At 59.0% G+C, this 21,987-nt stretch carries 19 protein-coding genes; 9 read left to right on the top strand and 10 right to left on the bottom strand.

Annotated features, from left to right (window positions below; all coding sequences use genetic code 11):
• The first annotated feature begins 297 nt into the window (after positions 1-297).
• A complete protein-coding gene (locus ACEG18_RS07845) occupies positions 298-1,503 on the top strand; it encodes a galactokinase (RefSeq protein WP_372542177.1) in 1,206 nt (401 codons plus the stop codon).
• Entirely contained in the window at positions 1,494-3,122 is a 1,629-nt protein-coding gene (locus ACEG18_RS07850; RefSeq protein WP_372542178.1) for a UDP-glucose--hexose-1-phosphate uridylyltransferase, read from the top strand. The genes ACEG18_RS07845 and ACEG18_RS07850 overlap by 10 nt, the downstream gene beginning before the upstream one ends.
• 328 nt (positions 3,123-3,450) lie before the next feature.
• Here the strand turns inward: ACEG18_RS07850 and ACEG18_RS07855 are convergent, their stop codons facing one another.
• The 7 genes from ACEG18_RS07855 to ACEG18_RS07885 all read right to left on the bottom strand — a co-directional run bounded on the left by ACEG18_RS07855 (position 3,451) and on the right by ACEG18_RS07885 (position 9,628).
• Complete coding sequence (locus ACEG18_RS07855) at positions 3,451-4,386, bottom strand: hexose kinase (RefSeq protein WP_372542180.1); 936 nt, start codon at positions 4,384-4,386, stop codon at positions 3,451-3,453.
• 56 nt (positions 4,387-4,442) lie between these two features.
• Positions 4,443-5,324 carry an aldose 1-epimerase family protein gene (locus tag ACEG18_RS07860; protein WP_372542181.1) on the bottom strand — a complete coding sequence of 294 codons (882 nt, stop codon included), beginning with the start codon at positions 5,322-5,324 and terminating at the stop codon, positions 4,443-4,445.
• Positions 5,325-5,443: 119 nt separating this feature from the next.
• Positions 5,444-5,968: a galactose-6-phosphate isomerase subunit LacB gene (lacB, locus tag ACEG18_RS07865; RefSeq protein WP_006234831.1), complete on the bottom strand. Its 525-nt coding sequence runs from the start codon at positions 5,966-5,968 to the stop codon at positions 5,444-5,446.
• 63 nt (positions 5,969-6,031) lie between these two features.
• Positions 6,032-6,460 (bottom strand): galactose-6-phosphate isomerase subunit LacA, encoded by a 429-nt coding sequence (gene lacA, locus ACEG18_RS07870; protein ID WP_006234830.1) that lies wholly within the window; start codon positions 6,458-6,460, stop codon positions 6,032-6,034.
• 309 nt (positions 6,461-6,769) lie between these two features.
• Positions 6,770-7,783: a hypothetical protein gene (locus tag ACEG18_RS07875; protein ID WP_372542182.1), complete on the bottom strand. Its 1,014-nt coding sequence runs from the start codon at positions 7,781-7,783 to the stop codon at positions 6,770-6,772.
• Between the two features lie 287 nt (positions 7,784-8,070).
• Positions 8,071-8,409 carry a PTS lactose/cellobiose transporter subunit IIA gene (locus tag ACEG18_RS07880; protein WP_006234827.1) on the bottom strand — a complete coding sequence of 113 codons (339 nt, stop codon included), beginning with the start codon at positions 8,407-8,409 and terminating at the stop codon, positions 8,071-8,073.
• A 214-nt stretch (positions 8,410-8,623) separates the two neighbouring features.
• On the bottom strand, positions 8,624-9,628 hold the full coding sequence (locus ACEG18_RS07885; protein WP_372542184.1) for a LacI family DNA-binding transcriptional regulator: 1,005 nt from the start codon (positions 9,626-9,628) through the stop codon (positions 8,624-8,626).
• A 356-nt stretch (positions 9,629-9,984) separates the two neighbouring features.
• Here ACEG18_RS07885 and ACEG18_RS07890 point away from each other — a divergent pair, with 356 nt between their 5' ends.
• Both ACEG18_RS07890 and lacG (ACEG18_RS07895) read left to right on the top strand, forming a co-directional pair.
• Positions 9,985-11,751, top strand: coding sequence for a PTS lactose transporter subunit IIBC (locus tag ACEG18_RS07890; protein WP_372542186.1), 1,767 nt, complete (start codon positions 9,985-9,987; stop codon positions 11,749-11,751).
• 66 nt (positions 11,752-11,817) lie between these two features.
• On the top strand, positions 11,818-13,257 hold the full coding sequence (lacG, locus tag ACEG18_RS07895; RefSeq protein WP_372542188.1) for a 6-phospho-beta-galactosidase: 1,440 nt from the start codon (positions 11,818-11,820) through the stop codon (positions 13,255-13,257).
• Positions 13,258-13,689: 432 nt separating this feature from the next.
• Here the strand turns inward: lacG (ACEG18_RS07895) and ACEG18_RS07900 are convergent, their stop codons facing one another.
• On the bottom strand, positions 13,690-14,691 hold the full coding sequence (locus ACEG18_RS07900; protein WP_372542247.1) for a LacI family DNA-binding transcriptional regulator: 1,002 nt from the start codon (positions 14,689-14,691) through the stop codon (positions 13,690-13,692).
• Positions 14,692-14,975: 284 nt separating this feature from the next.
• Here ACEG18_RS07900 and ACEG18_RS07905 point away from each other — a divergent pair, with 284 nt between their 5' ends.
• The 4 genes from ACEG18_RS07905 to ACEG18_RS07920 all read left to right on the top strand — a co-directional run bounded on the left by ACEG18_RS07905 (position 14,976) and on the right by ACEG18_RS07920 (position 19,189).
• On the top strand, positions 14,976-16,754 hold the full coding sequence (locus ACEG18_RS07905) for a PTS lactose transporter subunit IIBC (RefSeq protein ID WP_372542190.1): 1,779 nt from the start codon (positions 14,976-14,978) through the stop codon (positions 16,752-16,754).
• 75 nt (positions 16,755-16,829) lie between these two features.
• Positions 16,830-18,251: a 6-phospho-beta-galactosidase gene (gene lacG, locus ACEG18_RS07910; RefSeq protein WP_372542192.1), complete on the top strand. Its 1,422-nt coding sequence runs from the start codon at positions 16,830-16,832 to the stop codon at positions 18,249-18,251.
• A gap of 376 nt (positions 18,252-18,627) precedes the next feature.
• Positions 18,628-18,894, top strand: coding sequence for a type II toxin-antitoxin system Phd/YefM family antitoxin (locus tag ACEG18_RS07915; RefSeq protein ID WP_117564761.1), 267 nt, complete (start codon positions 18,628-18,630; stop codon positions 18,892-18,894).
• The gene (locus ACEG18_RS07920; RefSeq protein ID WP_117583553.1) at positions 18,884-19,189 is read left to right on the top strand and encodes a type II toxin-antitoxin system RelE/ParE family toxin; all 306 of its coding nucleotides are present in this window, start codon (positions 18,884-18,886) and stop codon (positions 19,187-19,189) included. Before ACEG18_RS07915 ends, ACEG18_RS07920 begins: the two co-directional genes overlap by 11 nt.
• A gap of 110 nt (positions 19,190-19,299) precedes the next feature.
• Here the strand turns inward: ACEG18_RS07920 and ACEG18_RS07925 are convergent, their stop codons facing one another.
• Positions 19,300-20,064: a DeoR/GlpR family DNA-binding transcription regulator gene (locus ACEG18_RS07925; RefSeq protein ID WP_372542193.1), complete on the bottom strand. Its 765-nt coding sequence runs from the start codon at positions 20,062-20,064 to the stop codon at positions 19,300-19,302.
• Positions 20,065-20,270: 206 nt separating this feature from the next.
• Between ACEG18_RS07925 and ACEG18_RS07930 the strand changes: the two genes are divergently transcribed.
• On the top strand, positions 20,271-21,323 hold the full coding sequence (locus ACEG18_RS07930; RefSeq protein ID WP_372542195.1) for an aldose epimerase family protein: 1,053 nt from the start codon (positions 20,271-20,273) through the stop codon (positions 21,321-21,323).
• 68 nt (positions 21,324-21,391) lie between these two features.
• Here the strand turns inward: ACEG18_RS07930 and ACEG18_RS07935 are convergent, their stop codons facing one another.
• Positions 21,392-21,886, bottom strand: a complete 495-nt coding sequence (locus ACEG18_RS07935; protein ID WP_372542197.1) for a PTS sugar transporter subunit IIB — start codon at positions 21,884-21,886, stop codon at positions 21,392-21,394.
• Positions 21,887-21,987 lie beyond the last annotated feature (101 nt).

Raw genomic sequence — 21,987 nt, forward strand, 5'->3', positions numbered from 1 at the left:
CCGGCCCGGGCAGAAATACACCCCGCGCCGAGGCCCGCTATCGTCGGACGCATGTTAACGTACTCTACTTTTTCAATCCGCAACTCTTCTGCTCTATAAGTCCATACGGCAATACCGTTCACGGCTGAATTTCTACCGATTACCAGATTCTCAAAAAGTGATAAGCGTTGTGTTATGAGTACGTTAACATAGCCCGTAACGTGCGGCATCGTAGATGCTGAGTTCACGCCGCTTCAGATTGTTAACGTACTCACTACGACGGAAAACTCGTCAGTATGCGCCAAGGAAAGGACTCCCATGACCACCCCCGACGAAAAGACACTCGCCACGCTCACCAAGCTGTTCGAGGAGGAGTTTGGGCCCATCGGCGATCGCCAGGTGCTCTACGTGCACGCGCCCGGGCGTTCCGAGATCAGCGGCAATCACACCGATCACGAGGGCGGTCACGTTATCGCCGGCTCGCTCGATGTCGCCGTCGACGGCATCGCCGTGGCAACCGACTCCAGCAAGATTCGCGTCGCCGACGAGGGCTATCCTACGTTTGAGATCGCACTCGACACGCTGGATGTTCAGGAGTCCGAGAAGGGCGCGTCCGCAAGCCTCGTGCGTGGTATGGCCCACGAAATTGCAGCCCTTGGCGTTGAGCCCCACGGCTTCGACTTCGCCTTCACCTGCTCCGTCCCCTCGGGTGGCGGCCTTTCCAGCTCTGCCGCCGTCGAGGCCGCGTACGGTCGTGCCATGGAGACGCTCTGGGGCGCGCCCGCCATTGAGCCCGTCACGCTCGCTCAGATGAGCCAGCGCACCGAGAACAAATACTACGGCAAGCCCTGCGGTCTGATGGACCAGGCCGCTGTGTGCCTGGGCGGCCTTGCTTACATGGACTTTGAGGATCAGGCTCAGCCTAAGACCCAGAAGCTCGAGCTCAACTTTGAGGATCACGGCTATGCGCTCGTGCTCGTTAAGGTCGGCGCCGACCACGTGGCCGCCACCGATGACTACGCCGCCGTTCCGCGCGAAATGCAAGACGTCGCCGCCGAGTTTGGCAAGACACGCCTGTGCGAGGTAAACGTTGCCGATTTTGACGCCAAGCTCCCCGAGCTGCGCGCCAAGCTGGGCGACCGTGCCTGCCTGCGCGCCGTTCACTACTGGTACGAGAACGGCCTGGTCGATAAGCGCTGGGCGGCCCTGAACGCCGGCGACATTGACCAGTTCCTGGTCCTGACGCGCGAGTCCGGCGCCAGCTCCGCCATGTACCTGCAGAATGTTGTTGCCAAACTGGGTGCCGAGCAGCCTTCCATGTACGCGCTTGCTCTTGCCGAGCATGTGCTCGACGGCCGTGGCGCCGTTCGTATTCACGGCGGCGGCTTTGGCGGTACCATCCAGGCCTTCGTACCGCTCGATCTGGTCGACACCTTCATCACCAAGATGAACAGCTGGCTGGGCGAGGGCTCTGCCCGTCACTACGCCATCTCTGACAAGGGGGCTTACGCGGCATGGCTGTAATGACTGACGTGCGCGAGGCCGCGCAGAACCTGATCGAGTACGCTATCCACCGATCGATGATCGGCCAGGACGATCGCATCTGGGCATACAACACCATTTTGGAGTGCATCGGCGCCACGGGTCCCGCACTCGACATGGCTTGGGCGCTCAAGACCGAGAAGATTTCGCTCTTGCACCCCGATACACTCCCCAACTTTGACCTGGAGGGCACACTTGCCGTGCTTTCCGAGGCCGCCGTTGCCAACGGTGCTGCCGAGGACACGGCGTCGGGCCGCGACCGCATCGCCATGCGCATCATGGGCGCGCTCATGCCGAGGCCTTCGGTTGTAAACGAGGAGTTCAACGGACGTATGGGCGTCAACGAGCCTCGTGCCGCGACCGACTGGTTCTACGGCCTGTGCTGTGACGCCGGTTACGTGCGCCGCGCCGCCATCGCGCGCAACATCAAGTGGAGCACTTCCACCAACTGGGGCGACCTGGAGATCACCATCAACCTGTCCAAACCTGAGAAGGACCCGCGCGATATCGCCGCGGCAGGTGCAGCCAAGAACACGGGCGAGAAGTATCCCGCCTGCCAGCTCTGTATCGAAAACGAGGGCTATCCGGGACGTTCTGCCACAGCCGACGGCGGCGCCCACCCCGCCCGTCAGAACCTGCGCATTATCCCCATCCAGCTCAACGGCGAGCGCTGGGGCTTCCAGTACAGCCCGTACGCGTACTTTAACGAGCATTGCATTGCCATGAGCTCCGAGCATCGTCCGATGCACGTGGACCGCAAGAGCCTCTCCTGTTTGCTCGACTTTGTGGACCTGTTCCCGCACTACTTTATCGGCTCCAATGCCGACCTGCCCATCGTGGGCGGCTCGATTCTGTCGCACGACCATTTCCAGGGTGGCGCGCACGAGTTCCCCATGATGCACGCCGCCGAGGTCTCGCAGTTTAGCGTGCCCGGTTTTGACCAGGTCAGCGGTACTGTGCTGCAGTGGCCGCTTTCGGTGCTACGACTGCGTTCGCACGACCGCGCCCAGTTGCTCGATGCTGCTGAGAAGATTATCCTGGCATGGCGCGAGTGGACCGATGAGTCGGTGGGCGTCATCGCGCACACAGCCGATGGCATGGCGCACAACACCGTGACGCCCGTCATCCGCCGCGTCGACTCCCGCGGCAACGCCGGCGGCGAGATCTACGAGGCCTACTTGGCGCTTCGCTGCAATATCACGACCGACGAGCATCCGCTGGGCGTGTTCCACCCGCATGCCGAGTATCACCATATTAAAAAGGAGAACATCGGCCTGATCGAAGTCATGGGCCTGGCCATTTTGCCGCCGCGCTTGGTTCCCGAGCTCGGCGCTGTCCGCGAGCACCTGCTAGCGGCCAAAGCCGATGCCGGCTACGACCTTGCCAGCGCGCTCGAGGGCGACGACCTTTGCCGCAGCCACGCCGCATGGGCCGAAGATGTTTTTGCCCGCCGCGCCGACGAGCTTACGGCGGACAACGCCATCGATATCCTGCACGAGGAGGTCGGCGTGGTGTTTGGCCACGTGCTCGACAACGCCGGCGTCTTTAAGTGGGACGAGGCCGGCCGCGCCGCCCAGCAGCGCTTTATCGACTCACTGTAATGATCCCTTAGGGACGGAGGAAAACGGATCATTTCGTCTTCAAGACAACGGCGCCCGCCGGCAACATCGCCGACGGGCGCCGTTTTATTGGCTAGTCATTGGGGACGTTCTTAAACGACTAGTCAAACAAGAACGTCCCCAATGACTACTTGCGGCCAAGACATCGGCGTTGCCTTGGCATTGTCAGCGAAAACGCCCCTAAGCGAGCAAGGTGACGTGAAAGAGAAGGGCATTGACCTTCTGGTCATGCCCGACGATTGAACGTCAGATTGCCGCTTAGGGGCGTTTGCAACGTCGAGCCGTTACGGCGTTTGATAAAACGCCAACCCTACAGTTCAGTCACGACAACGCTGTTGTAGACCTCGTCCCATTTCTCCATAACCAAATGCCCGGTCTTGGGATCCATGGCGTTGAGCTTGCCACAGGTATTGGCGGTCTTGAGCACCGTGACGTCGTCGGCACCAGCAGCAATAGCATGCGCAAAGCCGGCGATGGTCGAGTCGCCGGAACCCGTCGCGTTCACAGCCGCAATCGCGGGCGTCTTGGCGCGGAACGCGCGACCCTCATGAAAGCCCACCGAACCGGCAGCACCCATCGAAACGACAACCCAGGGAATACCGGCAAAGCGGTCATCGGCGGCAAGCGCCTCGCGCAGGGCATCGACATCATCGGTCGTAAAGGACGTACCCAGCAGGCCGTTAATCTCGGTCAGGTTGGGCTTTACGAGCTCAGGCTTAGCGTCGGACTCCAGCGCGGCCTCCAGCGATGCACCCGAGGTGTCGAGCAGCACCTTGGCGCCCGCCTCCTCGGCGATCTTGACAAGCTCGGCATAGTAGCCGGCATCGACGCCACGCGGCAGCGAGCCCGAAAGCGTCACGACGTCAGCCTTCGCTGCAAGCTCGGCGAACTTGGCCGTAAAGGCCTCAAGCTCGGCCGGGGCAATCTGCGGGCCGCTCTCCAGCAGCTCGGTCTGATTACCCTCGTGCAGAATATTCAGGCAAATGCGCGTCTCGCCGGCGATGGGCACAAAGTCGTTCTTGACGCCGTCGGCATCCATAAGCTCGGCCATATAGGCACCCATGTGGCCGCCGAGCAGACCGGTCGCGAGCACATCGTCGCCCAACTGCAGCAGCACACGGCTCACGTTGAGACCCTTGCCGCCGGCAGTCTTTTCGGGCGTCACGCGGTTAACGTCGTCGATAATCAGCTTGTCGAGCTGATAGCGCGTATCGATCGACGGGTTCATGGTAACGGTCAGAATCATGTTGAACTCCTGTTTCCGGGGCACGACACGCGCGGCCCCAAACATACGATAGCTCGTTAAAGGATCTCGATCTCAAAGCCGCGGGTGACGGTCTCCCCCGGCTTGGCAACCAGACAGCCACGCTTGTGCTCCAGAATATCGTCCTCGTCGGAGCAGGTAGACAGACCACCCCACGGCTCCACGGCCACAAAGTCGCCCTCGGGCTTGCTCCACACAATCAGGTACGGCATATCGGGGAATGTCAGGCGCACGCCCTTGTCCTCGGTTTTCTTGGTCAGCGTAACCACGCGGCTCTCGAGCACGTCAAAGATGGTCTCCGCGAAGTCGAAGAGTTCGTGGGTCAGTGGCAGGTTCTGGCCGATCATGGGGTTCTTGCTGCGGTGCTCAACATCAATCAGACCCGTCGAGGGAACGGCAGTGCAGAGCTCGGCGGCCTCACGCTGATCAAAACGAAGCTCGTAATCGCTGTAGGACTCGCCCTCGTCGAGCGGACACTTAAAGCCAGGGTGGCCACCCACAAAAAACGGCATGTCCTCGGTGCCCTCATTGGTCACCTCGTACGACACGGCTACCTTTTCCGAATCGATCGTGTAACGAGCAACGATCTTAAACGGATACGGGTACTGCTCGAGCAACTCGGCATGGTCGGCAGAGCTTAGGCTCAGCGCAACCATGCTGTCGCCCTGCTCCTCGAGCTTCCACTCCTGCTTGCGCGCAAAGCCGTGGCGGGCGAGCTTGACCTCGCGGCCGCCCATGGTCATTGCGCGACCGTCACGAAGGCCGCCGCAGATCGGGAAGCAAATGGGTGCCTGACCCGACCAGACCGAAGGATCGCCCTGCCACAGGTACTCGCGACCGTTGGCTTTAATCGAAGTGAACGATCCGCCAGCCGTGCTCAGTGCCACGCGAACAGAACCGTTATCAAGAACAAACTCCATAGGAGCCTTCCCTTTCGTACGACAGCCCGCCGAGTCAGTGGGGCTGATAGAAAACCGGCCCGCGCCCCCTCACAGAAACGCGAGCCGTCAACGGACTAGTAAATTTCGCCGGATACCCGCTAGTCGTGATACTCGCCGCGGTCCCACTTCTCGAGGAACTCGTCAAAGAAGTGCGGGTCAGCCTGAGCCTCGGCGTCGGCCTTATTGCAGGCATCGATCTTGGCGATCAGGGCATCGTGCTCGGGGGTCTTCTCGTAGGGCTCCTCCAGGAAGGCAAGCATGATATCGGCCATCAGGAACTCGCCGGTAATCTTGCCGCCAAAGCCCACGATGTTAGCGTTGAGCTCGCGACGGGCATACAGGGCAGAGGTCATGTCGCGGACCAGGGCGCAGCGGGCGCCGGGAACCTTGTTGACGGCGTTGGTGATGCCGATGCCGGTGCCGCACAGGGCCACGCCAAAGTCGGCCTTGCCGCTGGCAACAGCCTCGCCCACGGCCTTACCGTAGATGGGATAGTGCGTACGGGTGTGGCTGTAGGTGCCGCAGTCGAGCACTTTGTAGCCAGCCTGCTCCAGGCGGTCGGCCAGATAGATCTTCTCGTCCGTAACGATATGGTCGCAACCGATTGCGATGGTCTTCTTCATCAGAACGTCCTTTCGTCTGAATTCACAAGTTGAGGTAGAAGTTCGAGTTCTCGGTGGCTCTCGTTAGGCCATCTTGTTGAGCATGTCGACACGGATCTGGTGACGGCCGCCGGCGTACTGGGCGCGCAGGAACTCGCGGGCGATCTTCTTGGCGACCTCGGTGCCCACAACGCCCGGGCCCATGGTGACCATGCGCGAGCCGTTGTGCTCGCGGGTCATGTAGGCGGAACGCTCGTCGGAAATGTTGGCGACGACCATGCCCTTGATCTTGACGGCGGCCATATAGGAGCCGACGCCGTACTTATCGAATGCGAAGCCCTGGGAATCCTTGTGCTCCAGCAGGTCCTTGGCAACGGCGGTCGCGGAATCGACAAAGTCCGCGGCAGGGGTCTCGGAATAGTCGACGACCTCGTGACCGTCGGCGATGAGCATCTCCTTGATGGACTCCTTCATCGACATACCGTCGGCATCGGAAGCGATTACAACCCTCATGACATCCTCCTTGAGAGATACGCAGGTGCGTAGTTTCTGTTTGGAAGTGTTGAATCGCGTTCAGGTCCGGGCATCTGAATGTGCGGTTCTTCACTGTTCATGTTTATTTGAACACATTCAAACATTTACTGCAATAACTATTTGTTTATCTTTGTTCTTTTTTGAACAAATACCGTTCGCGGATGATTGGCGACCGTTTAGGCTCAGGGAAGGCCCGGCTTACCACGTATTCAACAAACAAAAAGGGCGGCCGAGAACGCATCTCGGCCGCCCTTCGGCGGTATGCCTCGGTATATACAGTTGTTTAAGTTACTCGAACTGCCCACCCTTTTTGGCGTGCTTGGACGGAGCACTCAGAAAGCGGCCCGTCAAATAGTTCGCCGGGCCGGAAATATCAATCCCCAGCAGCGTGTGCCCCAGCCACAAAAACACCGCGAGCACCAGCAATGGGATCACGCACGAGGTCACGATCATCACGATGACGCCTTCGATCAGATCGGTCACCTGCTGCACAATTTCATCGGTCATCTGCTTGGCGCCACTGGTCACCGACGTGACGAGACCCGAGGCACCGTCGGCAAGCTGCTCAAGCACGCTCTTGGACTCTGTGGACTCGGTCTTTTTCTTGCTTGCTTTGGAGCTGTCGCTATCTGCCGCACTCGCAGCGTCGGCCGCCTTTTGCTCGGCTGCCTCGATGCTCACTCGATACGTTTCGTCGACCTTTTGCGACACCCATACGCTTGCAGGCACCAACGCCATGCCGATCATGGCAACCACCAGCACGCGAGTCGCCACGCGGCGCAGGACGGCGCTCGTACTCCAGCGCCCGTGAATGCCGAGCGACACCGCAAAGAGCACCAACGCAAACGGGATTAAGATGCCTAGGCCAACCGACCACAAAATAGTCAGCAAATATTTCTCGAGATAGAGCACGGCAAGCACGATGCCCAAGTTGCCTGAAAGCTGCGCGAGCTGCTCGGCAACCGGCGTTCCCGTATCGCCCGGCAGCGCGGTAATGCCCGCAGACAGCGCCACGCACGAGGTCGTGAGCGCCAGTACGTTACCTTTCTTTTGGTCGATAACCTCGATGGTGGAGTCCCAAGTCTTGGTATCGGCAAAATGCGGACGAGCTACAAAGCCCGACAGCAGCGCCAGCACCACGAGCGCAACGATAAAGCCAATCTGCAGCTTTTTGTTTGCGCACACGACATCGGACAGGCTGGGCTGCAGCTCGGTAACCGTCGTATGCTCGGTTATCTGGACAGGACGCCCATGAGCCATCTCATACGCGTCTCTTTTTTGAATTGATCCGTTGTCCGGCATTTGGATACCTCCTCATTCCGGCCTGTATTGCGGTGGAAAGTATACCCACCCATCGAAAAACCGAACGGCAAGACGAACGGAGCGCACTAAGACTGTCCCCAATGCCCAGTCGTTTAAGAACGTCCCCAATGACTATCTCCGGATGAGTTGCGGTGGAATAGGGATTGTTTTGCGCCCGCCGGCCCCTATTCAGTCCTTATTTCACCGCAACTTGGAGGAGAACAGAAAAAGCCCTGTCGCAGGGTAGCGGCAGGGCTTTTGGAAGGGGGCTTGGTTGTGAGGGTTCGTTAGGCGAGCTTGGCCTCGAGCTCAGCGATGCGCTTGTAGGCATCGATGGTAAAGCGGGTCTGCTTCTCCAGGATCATAGTGGTCATGAGAGTGTCCTGAGCGTGAGCCATGATGAAGGTCATCTCCATCTCGCCGCCGCCGGCCTCCTGCGAAAGCAGCTTGGTCTGCGTGTCGTGGGCGCCAATGAGTGCATCGCTGGCGTCCTTGTGCAGCTGTTCGGCCTTCTCAAAATCACCCTCGCGAGCAGCATCGAGCGCTGCAAGCAGATCGGTCTGGGCGTCACCCGCGTATGCGACGATCTCGAATCCAACCATCGAGATTTCTTCTTTGGTTGCCATGTTGCGTTCCTTTCACATATGAACCAATGGAGAGCATCGCGTCCGGGCATACGCGCTGCGCTGTGTATGACAGAAACATTAACATTCAAACAAAACAGAACAATGCAAAACGCAATTTCGAGCTATGAACGGTCGATTTTCTCCCGTGAACGGTTTTTAAATCAATACGAACAATATCGAACACAATTAGTGGCAACCCAAACAGGACCGCACCCTAACGCAAATCGCGCACCGTATCGCCCTCTACGAGCACACCGGGGATCAGCATGTGCTCCACGCCAGACGCGCCCCCCTCGGCGCCGGCAATCTTGTCGACAGCCCACATGCCGACGCGCTTGTTGTCAAAGCGCACCGTGGTCAGGTGACGGTCGGGCACGATATCGCCCAGGCTGTCATCAACACCCACTACGCTCACGTCCTCGGGCACGCGCTTTCCGCGCGATTCGAGCCCGCGAATGCAGCCGTAGGCCATGGCGTCGTTAGAAGCATAAATGGCCGTACAGGTCGGATCGTCCGCCAGAACCTGACCGGCAGCATACCCGCTCTGTGCCGTCCAATCGCCACGGACGAGTCGCGGCGGCTCAATACCATGCGCGCGCAATGTCTCACGCCAGCCCTCCTCGCGTTGCATGCCCGAAAGCGAGCGCTCGGGGCACGAGATAAAGTGCACGGTCTTGTGCCCCTGCCCCAGCAAGTACTCGACAACCTGGTGCGAGCAATCGAACTGATCGTTATCAACCGTCGAGCACAGCGGGTGCTCCAGCATAGTAACGAGCACCGTCTGCATACCGGGCAGTGGCTCGAAGGAGCCAAAGTCCGCCGGCATGCGGTTCATGATCACGACCATGCCGTCCACCGGCAGCGCGCTCATGCGCGACGATGCGCTCTCGAGGGTATAGGGATGTCCATCTACTTTAGTAAGGGTGATGGCATAGCCGTGCTTGTCGGCGGCGGCGGCAAAGCCCTCCATACGGTCGAGGTTGCCGGTGCCGGTAATGTTGAACATGGCGACGCCGACGGTCTTAAACTTGCCGCGGCGCAGCGATCGGCCGGCAAAATTGGGGCGATACCCCAGCTCGCGCATGGCGGCACGCACGCGCTCCTTGGTCTCGGGGCGCACGCTGGGCGAATCGTGCACGGTGCGCGAGACCGTCTGCTCCGAGACGCCCGCGAGGCGCGCCACGTCCTTAACGGAAACCGATTTTTTAACAGCGGCCATAGGTCGATCTTTCTATGTCAACGATGCCATTGGCGGCACCCTACGCAGTCAAATGAACGCCTTCAAGTATATCCAACACCTCCCCCACAATACGTTTACCACCCAAAACCTACCGTTCACCGACAATCTTGCTTCCCCGAACGGCTTTTGTCGCCCAAATGTTAACGTTGCCATTGCGCAAACACAAAGCCACCGGGCGGCTCAAACGTTTACGCCTAAGGAATCGATGGTTCGCAGGCACAGGAACCACCGGTTCGCGTCTTTTTTTGTGTCGCAAAATGGCAACGTCACCATTTTGGCAACCGAACGCCAAAAGCTGTCATCGTTGCTAACCCACCGACTCTTAGGAGCATTGCATGGAGCAACTCATCGCCATCATCGAAAAGGGCCAGCCCTTTTTCAACGCGATCGCCCGCAACAAGTATCTCAAGGCGATCCGCGACGGCTTTATCTCCGTCATCCCCATCATCATCTTCTCGTCCATCTTCTGCCTGGTAGCCTCGGTCCCCAACATCTGGGGTTTCTATTGGCCCGATGACATCAACAACGCCCTGTGGAAGTGCTACAACTACTCCATGGGCATCCTGGCAATCGCCTGCGCCGCCACCACGGCCAAGCACTTCGCGGACGCCCAGAACCGCGATCTGCCCAAGAATAACCAGATCAACTTTATCTCGTGCATGTGCGCGGCCATCATCGGCTTCTTGCTCCTTTCGAGCGACACGATCGCCACGGACGCCGCCAGCGGCTTCAACACCACCTATCTTGGTTCCAAGGGCCTGCTGACCGCCTTCATCGCTGCGTTTGTAACCGGCATCATCTACAAGTTCTTCATTAAGCGCAACATCACCGTCAAGATGCCCGAGCAGGTTCCGCCTAACATCTCGCAGACCTTTAAGGACATCATCCCCTTCTCCGTCTGCATCACCGTCTTTTGGGTCTTTGACATCGTCTTCCGCGCTGCCTTTGGCTTCTGCTTTGCCCAGGGCGTCATCCAGGTGTTCCAGCCCCTGTTCACCGCCGCCGACGGCTACCTCGGCCTCGCTGTCATCTACGGCGCCATGAGCCTCTTCTGGTTCGTCGGCGTCCACGGCCCCTCGATCGTCGAGCCCGCCATCGCCGCCGCCCTCGTTGCCAACATGACCGACAACCTGGCTGCATTCCAGGCCGGCGAGCACGCCTCCGCCGTTCTGACCCAGGGTGCCCAGTACTTCGTCGTCTGCATGGGCGGCACCGGCGCCACGCTCGTCCTGGTCTTTATGTTCTGCTTCCTGGCCAAGTCCCAGGAGATGCGCGCTGTCGGTAAGGCAGCCATCGTCCCCGTGTGCTTCGCTGTCAACGAACCGCTGCTGTTCGCCGCGCCCATCGTGCTCAACCCCGTCTTCTTTGTCCCGTTTGTCTTTGCCCCGATCGCCAACATCTGGATCCTCAAGATCTTTATCGATTTCTTGGGCATGAACGGCTTTATGTATACCCTGCCCTGGACCGTCCCCGGCCCCATCGGCACCATCATGGGCCTGGGCTTCCAGCCGCTCGCCTTTGTGATGCTCGCCCTTATCCTGGTCGTCGACTTTGCCCTGTACTACCCGTTCTTCCGTGCCTATGACGCCCAGAAGTGCACCGAGGAGGCCGAGATCTCCCAGGAGGAGCTCGCCGCCAAGAACGCCGAGAAGGCCGCCAAGCTCAACGATGCCTTCCAGGGCAAGGCCGACGCCAAGAGCGTTGCCGCCGGCGCCGCTGCCGAGGCCGTGAAGGCCGACGCTCCCGCCGCTGTCGCCACCGAGGCTACGTCCACCAGCGACCTCAACGGCAAGCGCGTGCTCGTGCTCTGCCAGGGCGGCGGAACCTCGGGCCTGCTCGCCAACGCGCTGTCCAAGGCCGCCAAAGAGCGCGGCATTAACCTCGAGACCGCTGCCGAGGCCTATGGCAACCACGTCGATATGCTCCCCGACTTCGATCTGGTCGTCCTGGCCCCGCAGGCTGCCAGCTACTTGGCCGACCTGCAGAAGGACTGCGAGCGCGTGGGCAACAAGTGCGTCGCCTGCCGCGGTAAGCAGTACATCGAGCTCTCCCAGAACGGCGACGAGTCTCTCGCCTTCGTAAGCGAGCAACTCTCGAAGTAAGTAACGCTCAGGGCCAGCCGACCATCCAAGACCGGCTGGCCCTTCGATTTAGACGATTGGATCATCATGTCCGTTAACCCTGCTAGCGTCACCAATCCGCCTGCACAGTTTCCCGAGAACTTTGTCTTTGGCGGCGCCACTGCTGCCTACCAGGTAGAGGGCGAGACCCGCACTCACGGTAAGGGCAAGGTTGCCTGGGACGACTTCCTGGAGGCCCAGGGGCGCTTTTCCCCCGATCCCGCTTCGGACTTCTACAACCAGTACCCCGTCGACCTGGAACTGTGCGAGGAGTTTGGCATCAACGGCATCCGCCTCTCCATCGCCTGGAGCCGCATCTTCCCCAACGGCACCGGCGAGATCAACCCCGAGGGCGTCCAGTTCTACCACGACCTCTTCGCCGAATGCCATAAGCACCATGTTGAGCCGTTCGTCACGCTGCATCACTTTGACACGCCGCTGCCCCTCTTTGAGAAGGGCGATTTCCTCAACCGCGAGACCATCGACGCCTTTGTGGACTTTGCCACCTTCTGCTTTCAGGAGTACGCCGACCAGGTGACCTATTGGTTCACCTTTAACGAGATCTGGGCGGACGCCTCCAACACCTACATCGAGGGCACCTTCCCCGGCGGCGTCAAGGCGCATCTTGCCGAGGCCTTCCAGTGCGAGCACAACATGATGCTCGCCCACGCCAAGGCCGTGCTGGCCTTCCACAACGGCGGCTTTAAGGGCAAGATCGGCGTCATCCAGTCGCTGGAGTTTAAGTATCCGCTCAACGAGAACGACCCCGCCGACATCAAGGCCGCCAATAACGAGCACGTGCTGCAGAACCAGTTCTTGCTCGACGCCACCTTCCGCGGCGACTACGCGCCCGACACCCTCGAGTGCGCCAACCGCCTGGCGGCCATCTCGGGCGGCACCATCGAGATCCCGGACGAGGATCTGAAAATCATGCGCGAGGCCGCGCTCTACAACGACTACCTGGGCGTTAACAACTACCAGTGCCGCTTCCTCAAGGCTTACGACGGCGAGAACGACCTGCACCACAACGGTACGGGCGAGAAGGGTACCGGCCGCTGGCGCGTCAAGGGCATTGGCGAGCACGTGAACAAGCCCGGCATCCCCACCACCGACTGGGACTGGATCATCTATCCCGAGGGCCTGTTCGACCTGCTCGTCTACATTAAGCAGCGCTATCCCAACTACAAGCAGATCTTCATTACCGAAAACGGCATGGGCTACAAGGACCCCTACAAAGACGGCTTTGTGGACGACCAGCCGCGCATCGACTACATCGAGCAGCACCTGCGCTGGCTGCTCAAGGCCATGGAGGTGGGCGTCAACGTGGGCGGCTACTTCCTGTGGAGCCTGCAAGATCAGTTCTCCTGGACCAACGGATACAACAAGCGCTATGGCTTCTTCTACGTTGACTTTGAGACCCAGAAGCGCACGCCCAAGGCAAGCGCCTACTGGTATAAGCACGTAGCGCAGACCCGTCGTCTGGACTAGCGGCTTGCGGGGTTGTCTGCCCACATAACCTGTCCCCATTTCTCAGCCGGGGGCGACACGTCACACGGCGCGCCGCCCCCGGTCTTTTTGTTTTTGGGCTGGTCAGGAGCCGTTTGTCTCGATCTGTAACATCTAGCCGAGTCTTTGGGTCCTAACTGTTACAGATAGAGATAAACAGGGTGGGCCGGACCGAATTGTCTAAATCTGTAACACTAAAACCGGTTTTGGGCGTCTAGTTGTTACAGATCGAGATGAATGCACGGGGGCAGTTCCCTCAATCTAAATCTGTAACAACTAGCGGGTTATTTCGCTCCCACCTGTTATAGATCGAGACAAACGGAATAAGCCGAGCCGAAAGATCTCAATCTGTAACATCTAGCAGGGATTTTCGGTCCTAACTGTTACAGATTAAGATGAACGAGCCGAGCACGTCTACGCCCGTAGGTCTTTCACGCTGGAACGTTCGACCAACACGCCCGAGACGAGCGTACGGCTTCTGGAGCTCGGGGCTTCCAGGCCTGCGACGACCTCGTTAAGCGCACGGATGCCCAGCTCGCGGTGGCGAAACTTCACCGACGTCAGAATCGAGTTGGGAATCGTCTTGTAGAGCTCGTCATCGAAGCCGATCACGGACACATCATCGGGCACACTCAGACCCTTGTCACGTAGAGCCATCATCACGCCGTTTGCCATGCAGTCGTTAGCAGCGAGGACCGCCGTGCAATCGGGTTTAGCGGCAAGCACAAGGCCCGCGGCATAGCCACTATCCGCATTCCAATCGCCTTGCAGAGGCTCGGGCGGCTCAATGCCACGCGCCTCGAGTGCCGCACGCCAACCTTTCATACGGCACTGGCTCGACAGCGACTCTTTCTTACCAGAGACGAAGTACACGTTCTTGTGCCCGCGATTCAAGAAGTACTCGCACGCCATGCGCGCGCCGTCCTCTTGGTCGTCACTGACGGTGGAGCAGGTAGGATGCTCCATCGGCGTAATAATCACCGTCTTGAGGTCTTTCGGCGCCTCAAAGGTATCAAAGTCATCGACCATCTGACGCAGGTTGAAAATCATGCCGTCGACGGGAAGCTGCGACATCCTACGTGCCGCTTCGGCAAGGGTCATCTTCTCCCCCGCCCGCTTTTTGATCATCGTGAGCGCAAAGCCTCGCTCTTCGGCGGCATCGGCGATACCGTCGATCATGTCCACGTTGCCGCCCGACAAGTGGAACAGCACCACGCCGATGCACCCGTAACGGCCCAACTTGAGTGAACGCGCGGCAAAGTTCGCCCGGAACCCAAGCGCCTCCATGGCGGCATGGACCCTATCGCGCGTCGACTCGCGCACGCTATCGGGCTCGTTGATCACGCGCGACACCGTCTTAAGAGAAACGCCCGCGGCAACTGCCACATCGTTCATCGAGACGTTTTTCTTGTCCATCGTTGCCACTACTTCTCCAGTCGGTTTTGCATCGCTTGTTTTTTGCGTTCTAGCATACACTACCTGCCTGACTGATAAATCAACCGTTTACCGAACAATATCGACCGCTCACCCGTATATCCTTGTTGCTCTTCCAAAAATGTCTTACGTTGTCATTAACGAAATGACAACGTTGTCATTTCGCAATGCCTTCCTTAAGCAGGAAGGTTTCCGGGCAGTCCTGACCATCCATCGACGACCAGTTCCATCCACATGCATCGCGCATCGAGCAGCAAAGGAGCTCTATGGACGCCATCGTAAAGATGCTCGAAAAGCATCAGCCGTTCTTTGAGAAGATCTCGAGGAACATCTACCTCCAGGCCATTAAGGACGGATTCCTTGGGTGCATGCCCATCGTCCTCACCTCTTCGATCTTTCTGTTGATCGCCACCCTTCCTGGCGTAGTTGGCATCACGCTGCCCCAGCCGCTCATCGACTGGTGCAATAAGCTGTACAACTTCACCATGGGCGTCATGGGCATCATGGTTGCCGGCACCACTGCCAAGAACTTTACGGCTTCCATGAACCGTCGCATGCCCGCCGGCAAAGTGCTCAACGACGGCTCCACCATGGTGGCCGCCCAGTGCAGCATGCTGCTGCTCGCTGTTACGCAGTTCACCACCAAGTTCAACGGCTCCGAACTTTCGGTCTTCGATTGCACCAGCATGGGTACGCGCGGTCTGTTCTCGGCCTATATCGCCGCGTTCATTACCGTGTGGGTCTATAAGTTCTGCGTCTCGCGCGATCTGACCATTAAGCTGCCCAAGGAGGTCCCGGGCGCCATCGCTCAGAACTTCCGCGACATCATCCCCTTTGGCGGCGCCGTCATCATCTGCGGCATCATCGATGTCGTCGTGCGTAACCTCATGGGCGTCCCGTTCTCCGAGCTGCTTATCAAGCTGCTCTCCCCGCTCTTTACCGCTGCAGAAACCTATCCTGGCCTTATCCTTATCCAGGCAGCCACCGCGTTCTTCTGGTTCATCGGCGTCCACGGCCCCTCGATCGTCCAGCCGGGCATCGACCCCATCCGTCTTGCCAACCAGGCCGAGAACCTGCAGGTTCTGCTGGCCGGTGGTCACCCCGCCCACTCCCTCACCTTTAACATGTCGCTCGTGGGTGAGTTCGGCGGCACCGGCGCCACGTTCATCGTGCCGCTTCTGCTGATTCTCTTTATGAAGTCCAAGCAGCTCAAAGCCGTCGGTAAGGCCTCGATTGTTCCTGTTGCCTTCGCCGTCAACGAACCGCTGCTCTTTGGCGCGCCGATGATCCTTAACCCCTACATGCTCGTCCCCTTTGTTGCCGCCGGCTGCGTCAACGTGAGTGTTGCCAAGTTCTTTATCGATAACGTGGGCATGAACGGCTTCTCCTTCGTGGTGCCTTGGGCTACCCCTGCCCCCATCGGCATCTTCATCACCACGAACTTCCAGCTTATCGCCCTGGTATTTGTTGCAATCATCATCTTGCTGGACGCCATCATCTACCTGCCGTTCTTGAAGGCATACGATAAGCTGCTCTGCGACCAGGAGGCCGAGCGCGCCGCCGAGCTGGGTCTCGAGTCCGATGGTGCTGCCACCATCGCCGCCAGCACCCCTGCGCCCGCTGTCGAGCAGGCCACCGCTTCCGTCGAGACGACCGTTGCCGACGCCGACAGCAAGCCTGTTACCGACCAGTCCGAGCCCACTTCCGAAGCATCCACCAAGAAGGATGTCGACGGTCTGAAGGTCCTCGTACTGTGCGCCGGCGCCGGCACCTCTGCCATGCTTGCCAACGCCATCAAGGAAGGTGCTGCGCAGACCGGAGAGAACATCGCTTCTTCCGCAGGCGCCTATGGCCAGCACACTGCCATCATGGATCAGTACGACGTTATCGTGCTCGCCCCGCAGGTTCGTAGCTACTACAACGACATGAAGGCCGACACCGATCGTCTGGGCATTAAGTTGCTCGCTCCCCGCGGCAAGGAATATATCGACCTTACCCGCGACCCCGCCGGCGCCATCAAGTGGCTCCGCGAGAACCTCGACTAGCTCCTCCCTCTGTTGGTGCCCGGATCCCCTGTTCGGGCACCTCTCCCTATTCGAATCCCACAGAAAGGATGACTCATGACCAACCCCATGCAGTTCCCCGACGGCTTTGTGTTTGGCGGCGCCACCGCCGCTTACCAGGTTGAGGGCGAGACCCGCACGCACGGTAAGGGCAAAGTGCCCTGGGACGATTTCCTGGCTGCCCAGGGTCGCTTCTCCCCCGACCCCGCAAGCGATTTCTACAACAAGTATCCGGTCGATATTGACCTGTGCCAGCGCTTCGGCATCAACGGTATTCGCGTCTCCATCGCTTGGAGCCGTATCTTCCCCAGTGGCACCGGCGAGATTAACCCCGAGGGCGTCGCTTTCTATCACGAGCTTTTCGCCACCTGCAACAAAGCCGGCGTTATCCCCTATGTCACGCTCGATCACTTCGATACGCCCGAGGCCTTTTACCAGAACGGCGGCGAGGGCTTCCTGACGCGCACGACGATCGACGCCTTTGTCGAGTACGCCAAGTTCTGCTTTGCCGAGTTCACCGAGGTCAAGCACTGGTTTACCTTTAACGAGATTCCCGCAACCGCCGAGGGCAGCTTTATCGTCGGCAACTGGCCGCACGGCGAGAAGTACCGCCTGGACAAGGCCTTCCAGCTCATGCACAACATGATGGTTGCCCACGCCAAGGCTATCGTCGCCTTCCACGAGGGCGACTTTGAGGGCGAGATCGGCATTGTCCAGAACCTGGAGCCCAAGTATCCCCTCGACCCCAACAACGCCGCCGACTGCGAGGCAGCTCGCATGGCCGACGTCATCAACAACCGCTGGGTACTCGACGCCACCTTCCGCGGCCACTATGCAGCCGACACCATGGAGGCCGCAACCAAGCTGGCCCATATCGCCGGCGGCGAGCTCGACGTCCGCGACGAGGACATCGCCGCGCTGACTGCCGCGCTCCCCTACAACGATTGCCTGGGCGTCAACACCTACAAGTGCCAGTTCCTGCGTGCCGCCGAGGGCGAAAACGACATCAACCACAATGGCACCGGCGACAAGGGCTCCTCGCGCTGGTTCCTCAAGGGCGTGGGCGAGTCATGCGTGCGTGAAGGCGTACCCACCACCGATTGGGACTGGATTATCTATCCCGAGGGCCTCTACGACCTGCTGCTGCGCATTAAGAACGATTACCCCAACTACAAGAAGATCTACATTACCGAGAACGGCATGGGCTATAAGGACGACTTCGAGGACGGCTTTATCGACGACGCCCCTCGCATCGACTACATGCGCCAGCATCTCGCGTGGATCCTCAAGGCAATCGACGGCGGCGTGAACGTCGACGGCTACTTTGTGTGGTCGCTGCAGGACCAGTTCTCCTGGACCAACGGCTATAACAAGCGCTACGGCCTGTTCTACATCGACTTTGAGACCCAGAAGCGCTATCCCAAGGCCAGCGCGTACTGGTACAAGAACGTCGCGGAGACCGGCCTGCTCATGGCCTAACTTTTGCCGCATGCCCCCTGTCGGCCGTATGTGAGTCCCTCCACGGGATCGCATGCGGCCTTTTTTATTTTGGTGGGCCCGAGCGGATCATTCGTCTCGATCTGTAACACATAGACCAATTTCTCGGTCCCACCTGTTACAGATCAAGATGAACGGAATGACTGGGCCGAAAGATCTCGATCTGTAACACGTAACCGAGTATTCCGGCCCTACCTGTTACAGATCGAGACAAACGGGTAGCCCGAAGCAGAATATCTCGATCTGTAACATCTAACCCGGTTTTCTACTCCCAACTGTTACAGATTGAGATAATTCGACGACGCCGACGTTTTAATATACCGTGGTACAATTGTGTCCCAACGCAAAGGAGGTACCCATGTCAGCTTGTGTGCCCGTCCGAGATATGAAGGACACTGCTGCATTCACCACGCTTGTTGAGTCTGAGCGCGACGTCACCGTAACTAAGAACGGCTACGAGGCCATGCACTGCATCAGCAGCGACCAGTATCGCCTCATGCAAGAAGAAATCGCCAAGGCAAAACTGCTGTCTCGTATGATGTTGGCAGAAGACGAAATATCGCAAGGCGACTACAGCGACTACGAATCCTTCGCGGCTTCGATACGAGACAAATATGACCTATAACGTCGTAATCCTCAAAAGCGCGCGATATGAGTACGAGAGTATTGTCGGATACCTTGCTCAAATCCTCAAGAATCCGCGTGCAGCGGGCAATTTTGTCGCTGAGTTTGAATATCAGCTTGATCTGCTTCGCGAGCAGCCGCTTTTACGTCCCCTCTCGCACATGCAAGAGCTAGCGGCACGTAATTACCGATCGTTTCCCGTCAACAACTACGTGTGTCTATACAAGTTTGAGCACGAAACAATCTATATCGCCCACATCTTTCATCAGTCACAGGACTACGCCCGCCTGGTCTAGCCCACAAGCTGAATACCTGGCCCGAGCGCATATGCATGTCATTCTGCGCGCCATTGTGAAGCGGTAATCCCCGCGCCGGCAGAGGGCAGACGTATCGCCTGCAGCGTTAGCTAGCAAATGACCTGCGTGTGCTCCTCGATGGCGGCGCGGTTCTCGGCGGCGATACCCGGTTCGCATACCACGGCGTCCAAGCTGTCCAGGCGGCAGAAGGTGTAGAAGTCGCGCTTGCCAATCTTGCTGGAGTCGGCGATCAGATAGCGCGAGTCTGCCTTGCTAAAGGCGAGCTGCTGGATACGGCCCTCGTCCATGTTGGACGTAGACACGTCGCCATCCAGAATGCCGTTGGCGCCGATAAACGCCGCATCGATGCCCAGCGCGCGCAGGGTATCCTCGGCCGTTGGTCCCACAAAAGCGGCGGTACGGCGACGGTACATACCGCCCACGAGGCACAGGTCGCAGTCCTCGCGCGCCTCGAGCAGGTTAAACACCGAAAGCGAATTAGTCACGATGCGCAGGCGAAACGCCGGCAGCAACGAGGCCATCTGCTCAACCGTGGTACCCGTGCCCAAAAAGATAGTAGAGCCCTCCTCGATAAGCTCCACAGCACGGCGTGCGATCTGCAGTTTTTCCTCGGCATGCTTGGTGCGCTTTTCGCTGTGCGAATACTCATGGCGCAACATAGCGTGGGGACGACCCTGCGCACTGCGGGCGCCGCCGTGCACGCGCTCGATCTCACCCAGACTCGCAAGTTCTTCGAGGTCGCGGCGAATCGTCATGTCCGAAACGCCCAGCGCATCCGAAATCTCCTTGACCGAGACCGTGCCCTGCTCCTCGAGCAGCTGACGAACCTTATCCTGTCGCTCTGCCTTAATCACGATGAATCCTCGCCGTTCTTTGCGCGCATATCATTCAAACAGTAACGAACAAATTGTATCAGACTCGTACGCGTCAAAAATGAACGCCCACACAGCTCCAATCATCACTTTTTTGAGAAAAATACCCCCTGCTTTAGTGGGGTGTAGTGATAATCTTGCCTGTTCGCGCTACAGTTTGTCCGGAATACCTCGATGTTAGGAACTAAATGATCACTTCCGAGCTTTTCGGCACCGCGCCGTGCGGTACCCCCGTTCATCGTTACACCCTCAACGGGCCCGAGATCTGCGTTCGCATTATGGACTATGGCGCCACCGTGTTGGGCATCGACGTGCCCGACATCCCCGGCAACGTGCGCGATGTGGTGCTGGGCTTCGATAAGCTCGAGGATTACTTTGACAACCCCGCCTGCTTTGGCGCGACCATCGGCCCTGTGGCCAACCGCACTGCAGGTGCCACGATCACCATCGCCGGCACGGACTGGCATATGCCGGCCAACGAGGGCGCCAACAACCTGCACAGCGACCTTGAGCACGGCCTGCACAAACGCGTGTGGGATGTTGAGCTCGACGAGGTCCATAACGCCGTGCGCATGACCACCTCGCTTGAGGATGGCGAGCTGGGCCTGCCCGGCAACCGAACCTTTACGGCCGTGTTTACCGTTACGCGCACCGGCGTCTTCCGCATCGAGTATGGCTGCGAGAGCGACCGCGCCACTTACGTGTCCATGACCAACCACACGTACTTTAACCTTGCTGGCCATAACGCCGGCATGGACTGCGAACATTTCTTTGTCGCCAACGCCACCCACTACCTGCCCATCAACGAGCAGAACATTCCCACCGGCGAGATCGCTCCCGTCGAGGGCACGCCGTTTGACTTTCGCGAGCTTCGCCCCGTCGCACCCGGCATGGAGGCCGACGACCCGCAGATCAAGCAGGTCCGTGGCTACGATCACTGCCTGTGCATCGATGGCTATCAGTACGGCCGCAACCTGCGTCGCGCCCTACATGTCGAGGAAATGTGGACCGGCCGCGAGCTGGACTACTACACCACTGCCCCGGGCGCGCAGCTCTACACCGGCAACTGGCTGGGTGACGAGCACGCCAAGGACGATGCTAACTATGGCTGGGGTGCCGGCTTTGCCCTCGAGGCCGAGATGTACCCCGACACGCCGCACCAGCCGCTGTTCCCGCAGGGCATCGTGGGCCCGGGTCACCCCTATAGCAATGTGATCGAGTACCACCTTATGAGACACTAAGCCCATAACGCAGCACATCGCACAGCAGCGCCCGCCGGCACACCGCCGACGGGTGTTTTTCTACCTAGTCATTGGGGACGTTCTTGGATGACTAGTTGGATGGGATCGGGGTCGGAGCTGGGGAGTAAGCGGATTTCTAGCTCTATGCCTAGTTCTCGCAGTTCTTCGAGGGCGGCGATGTCCGTATCGTCTACGGCAACTGCGGGCGTTACGGAGCGCTTGCCCTCCCCTAGCCGCATGTGACCTATGCTGATCTTGGTGATCGGCACACCACCCTTAACCAGCGCGAGCGCATCGTCGGGTGAGGCCACCATGATCAGAATCCATTGACGCGGCGTTGCGGTATGAATGATGTCGATGGTCCTTTGCACCGAGAAAAACCGTGTCCAAACGCCTTCTGGCGCCGCGACCCTCATGGGTGCCCATTGGCGCGAATCCGCTGCGATTTCATCGTTGACGATTAGGACAAGGTTGGAGCCCACGGCTTCGTTCCACAGCTCAACGTCTTGTCCGTAAATGAAACGGTCGTCAATGCGTGTGAGAAGAACCTTGGGTTGAGCCATGGCAGCCCCATTCTGTTTGAGACCCGTAAGAGCAAGACATCGCGTCTCCAATATTAGTGCATTTAAAGTGAGAAAAGCCGTCAGAACCCTTGCGCGGATGT

It is taken from the genome of Collinsella aerofaciens (assembly GCF_041537385.1).
In the GTDB taxonomy this organism is placed as follows: domain Bacteria; phylum Actinomycetota; class Coriobacteriia; order Coriobacteriales; family Coriobacteriaceae; genus Collinsella; species Collinsella aerofaciens_BV.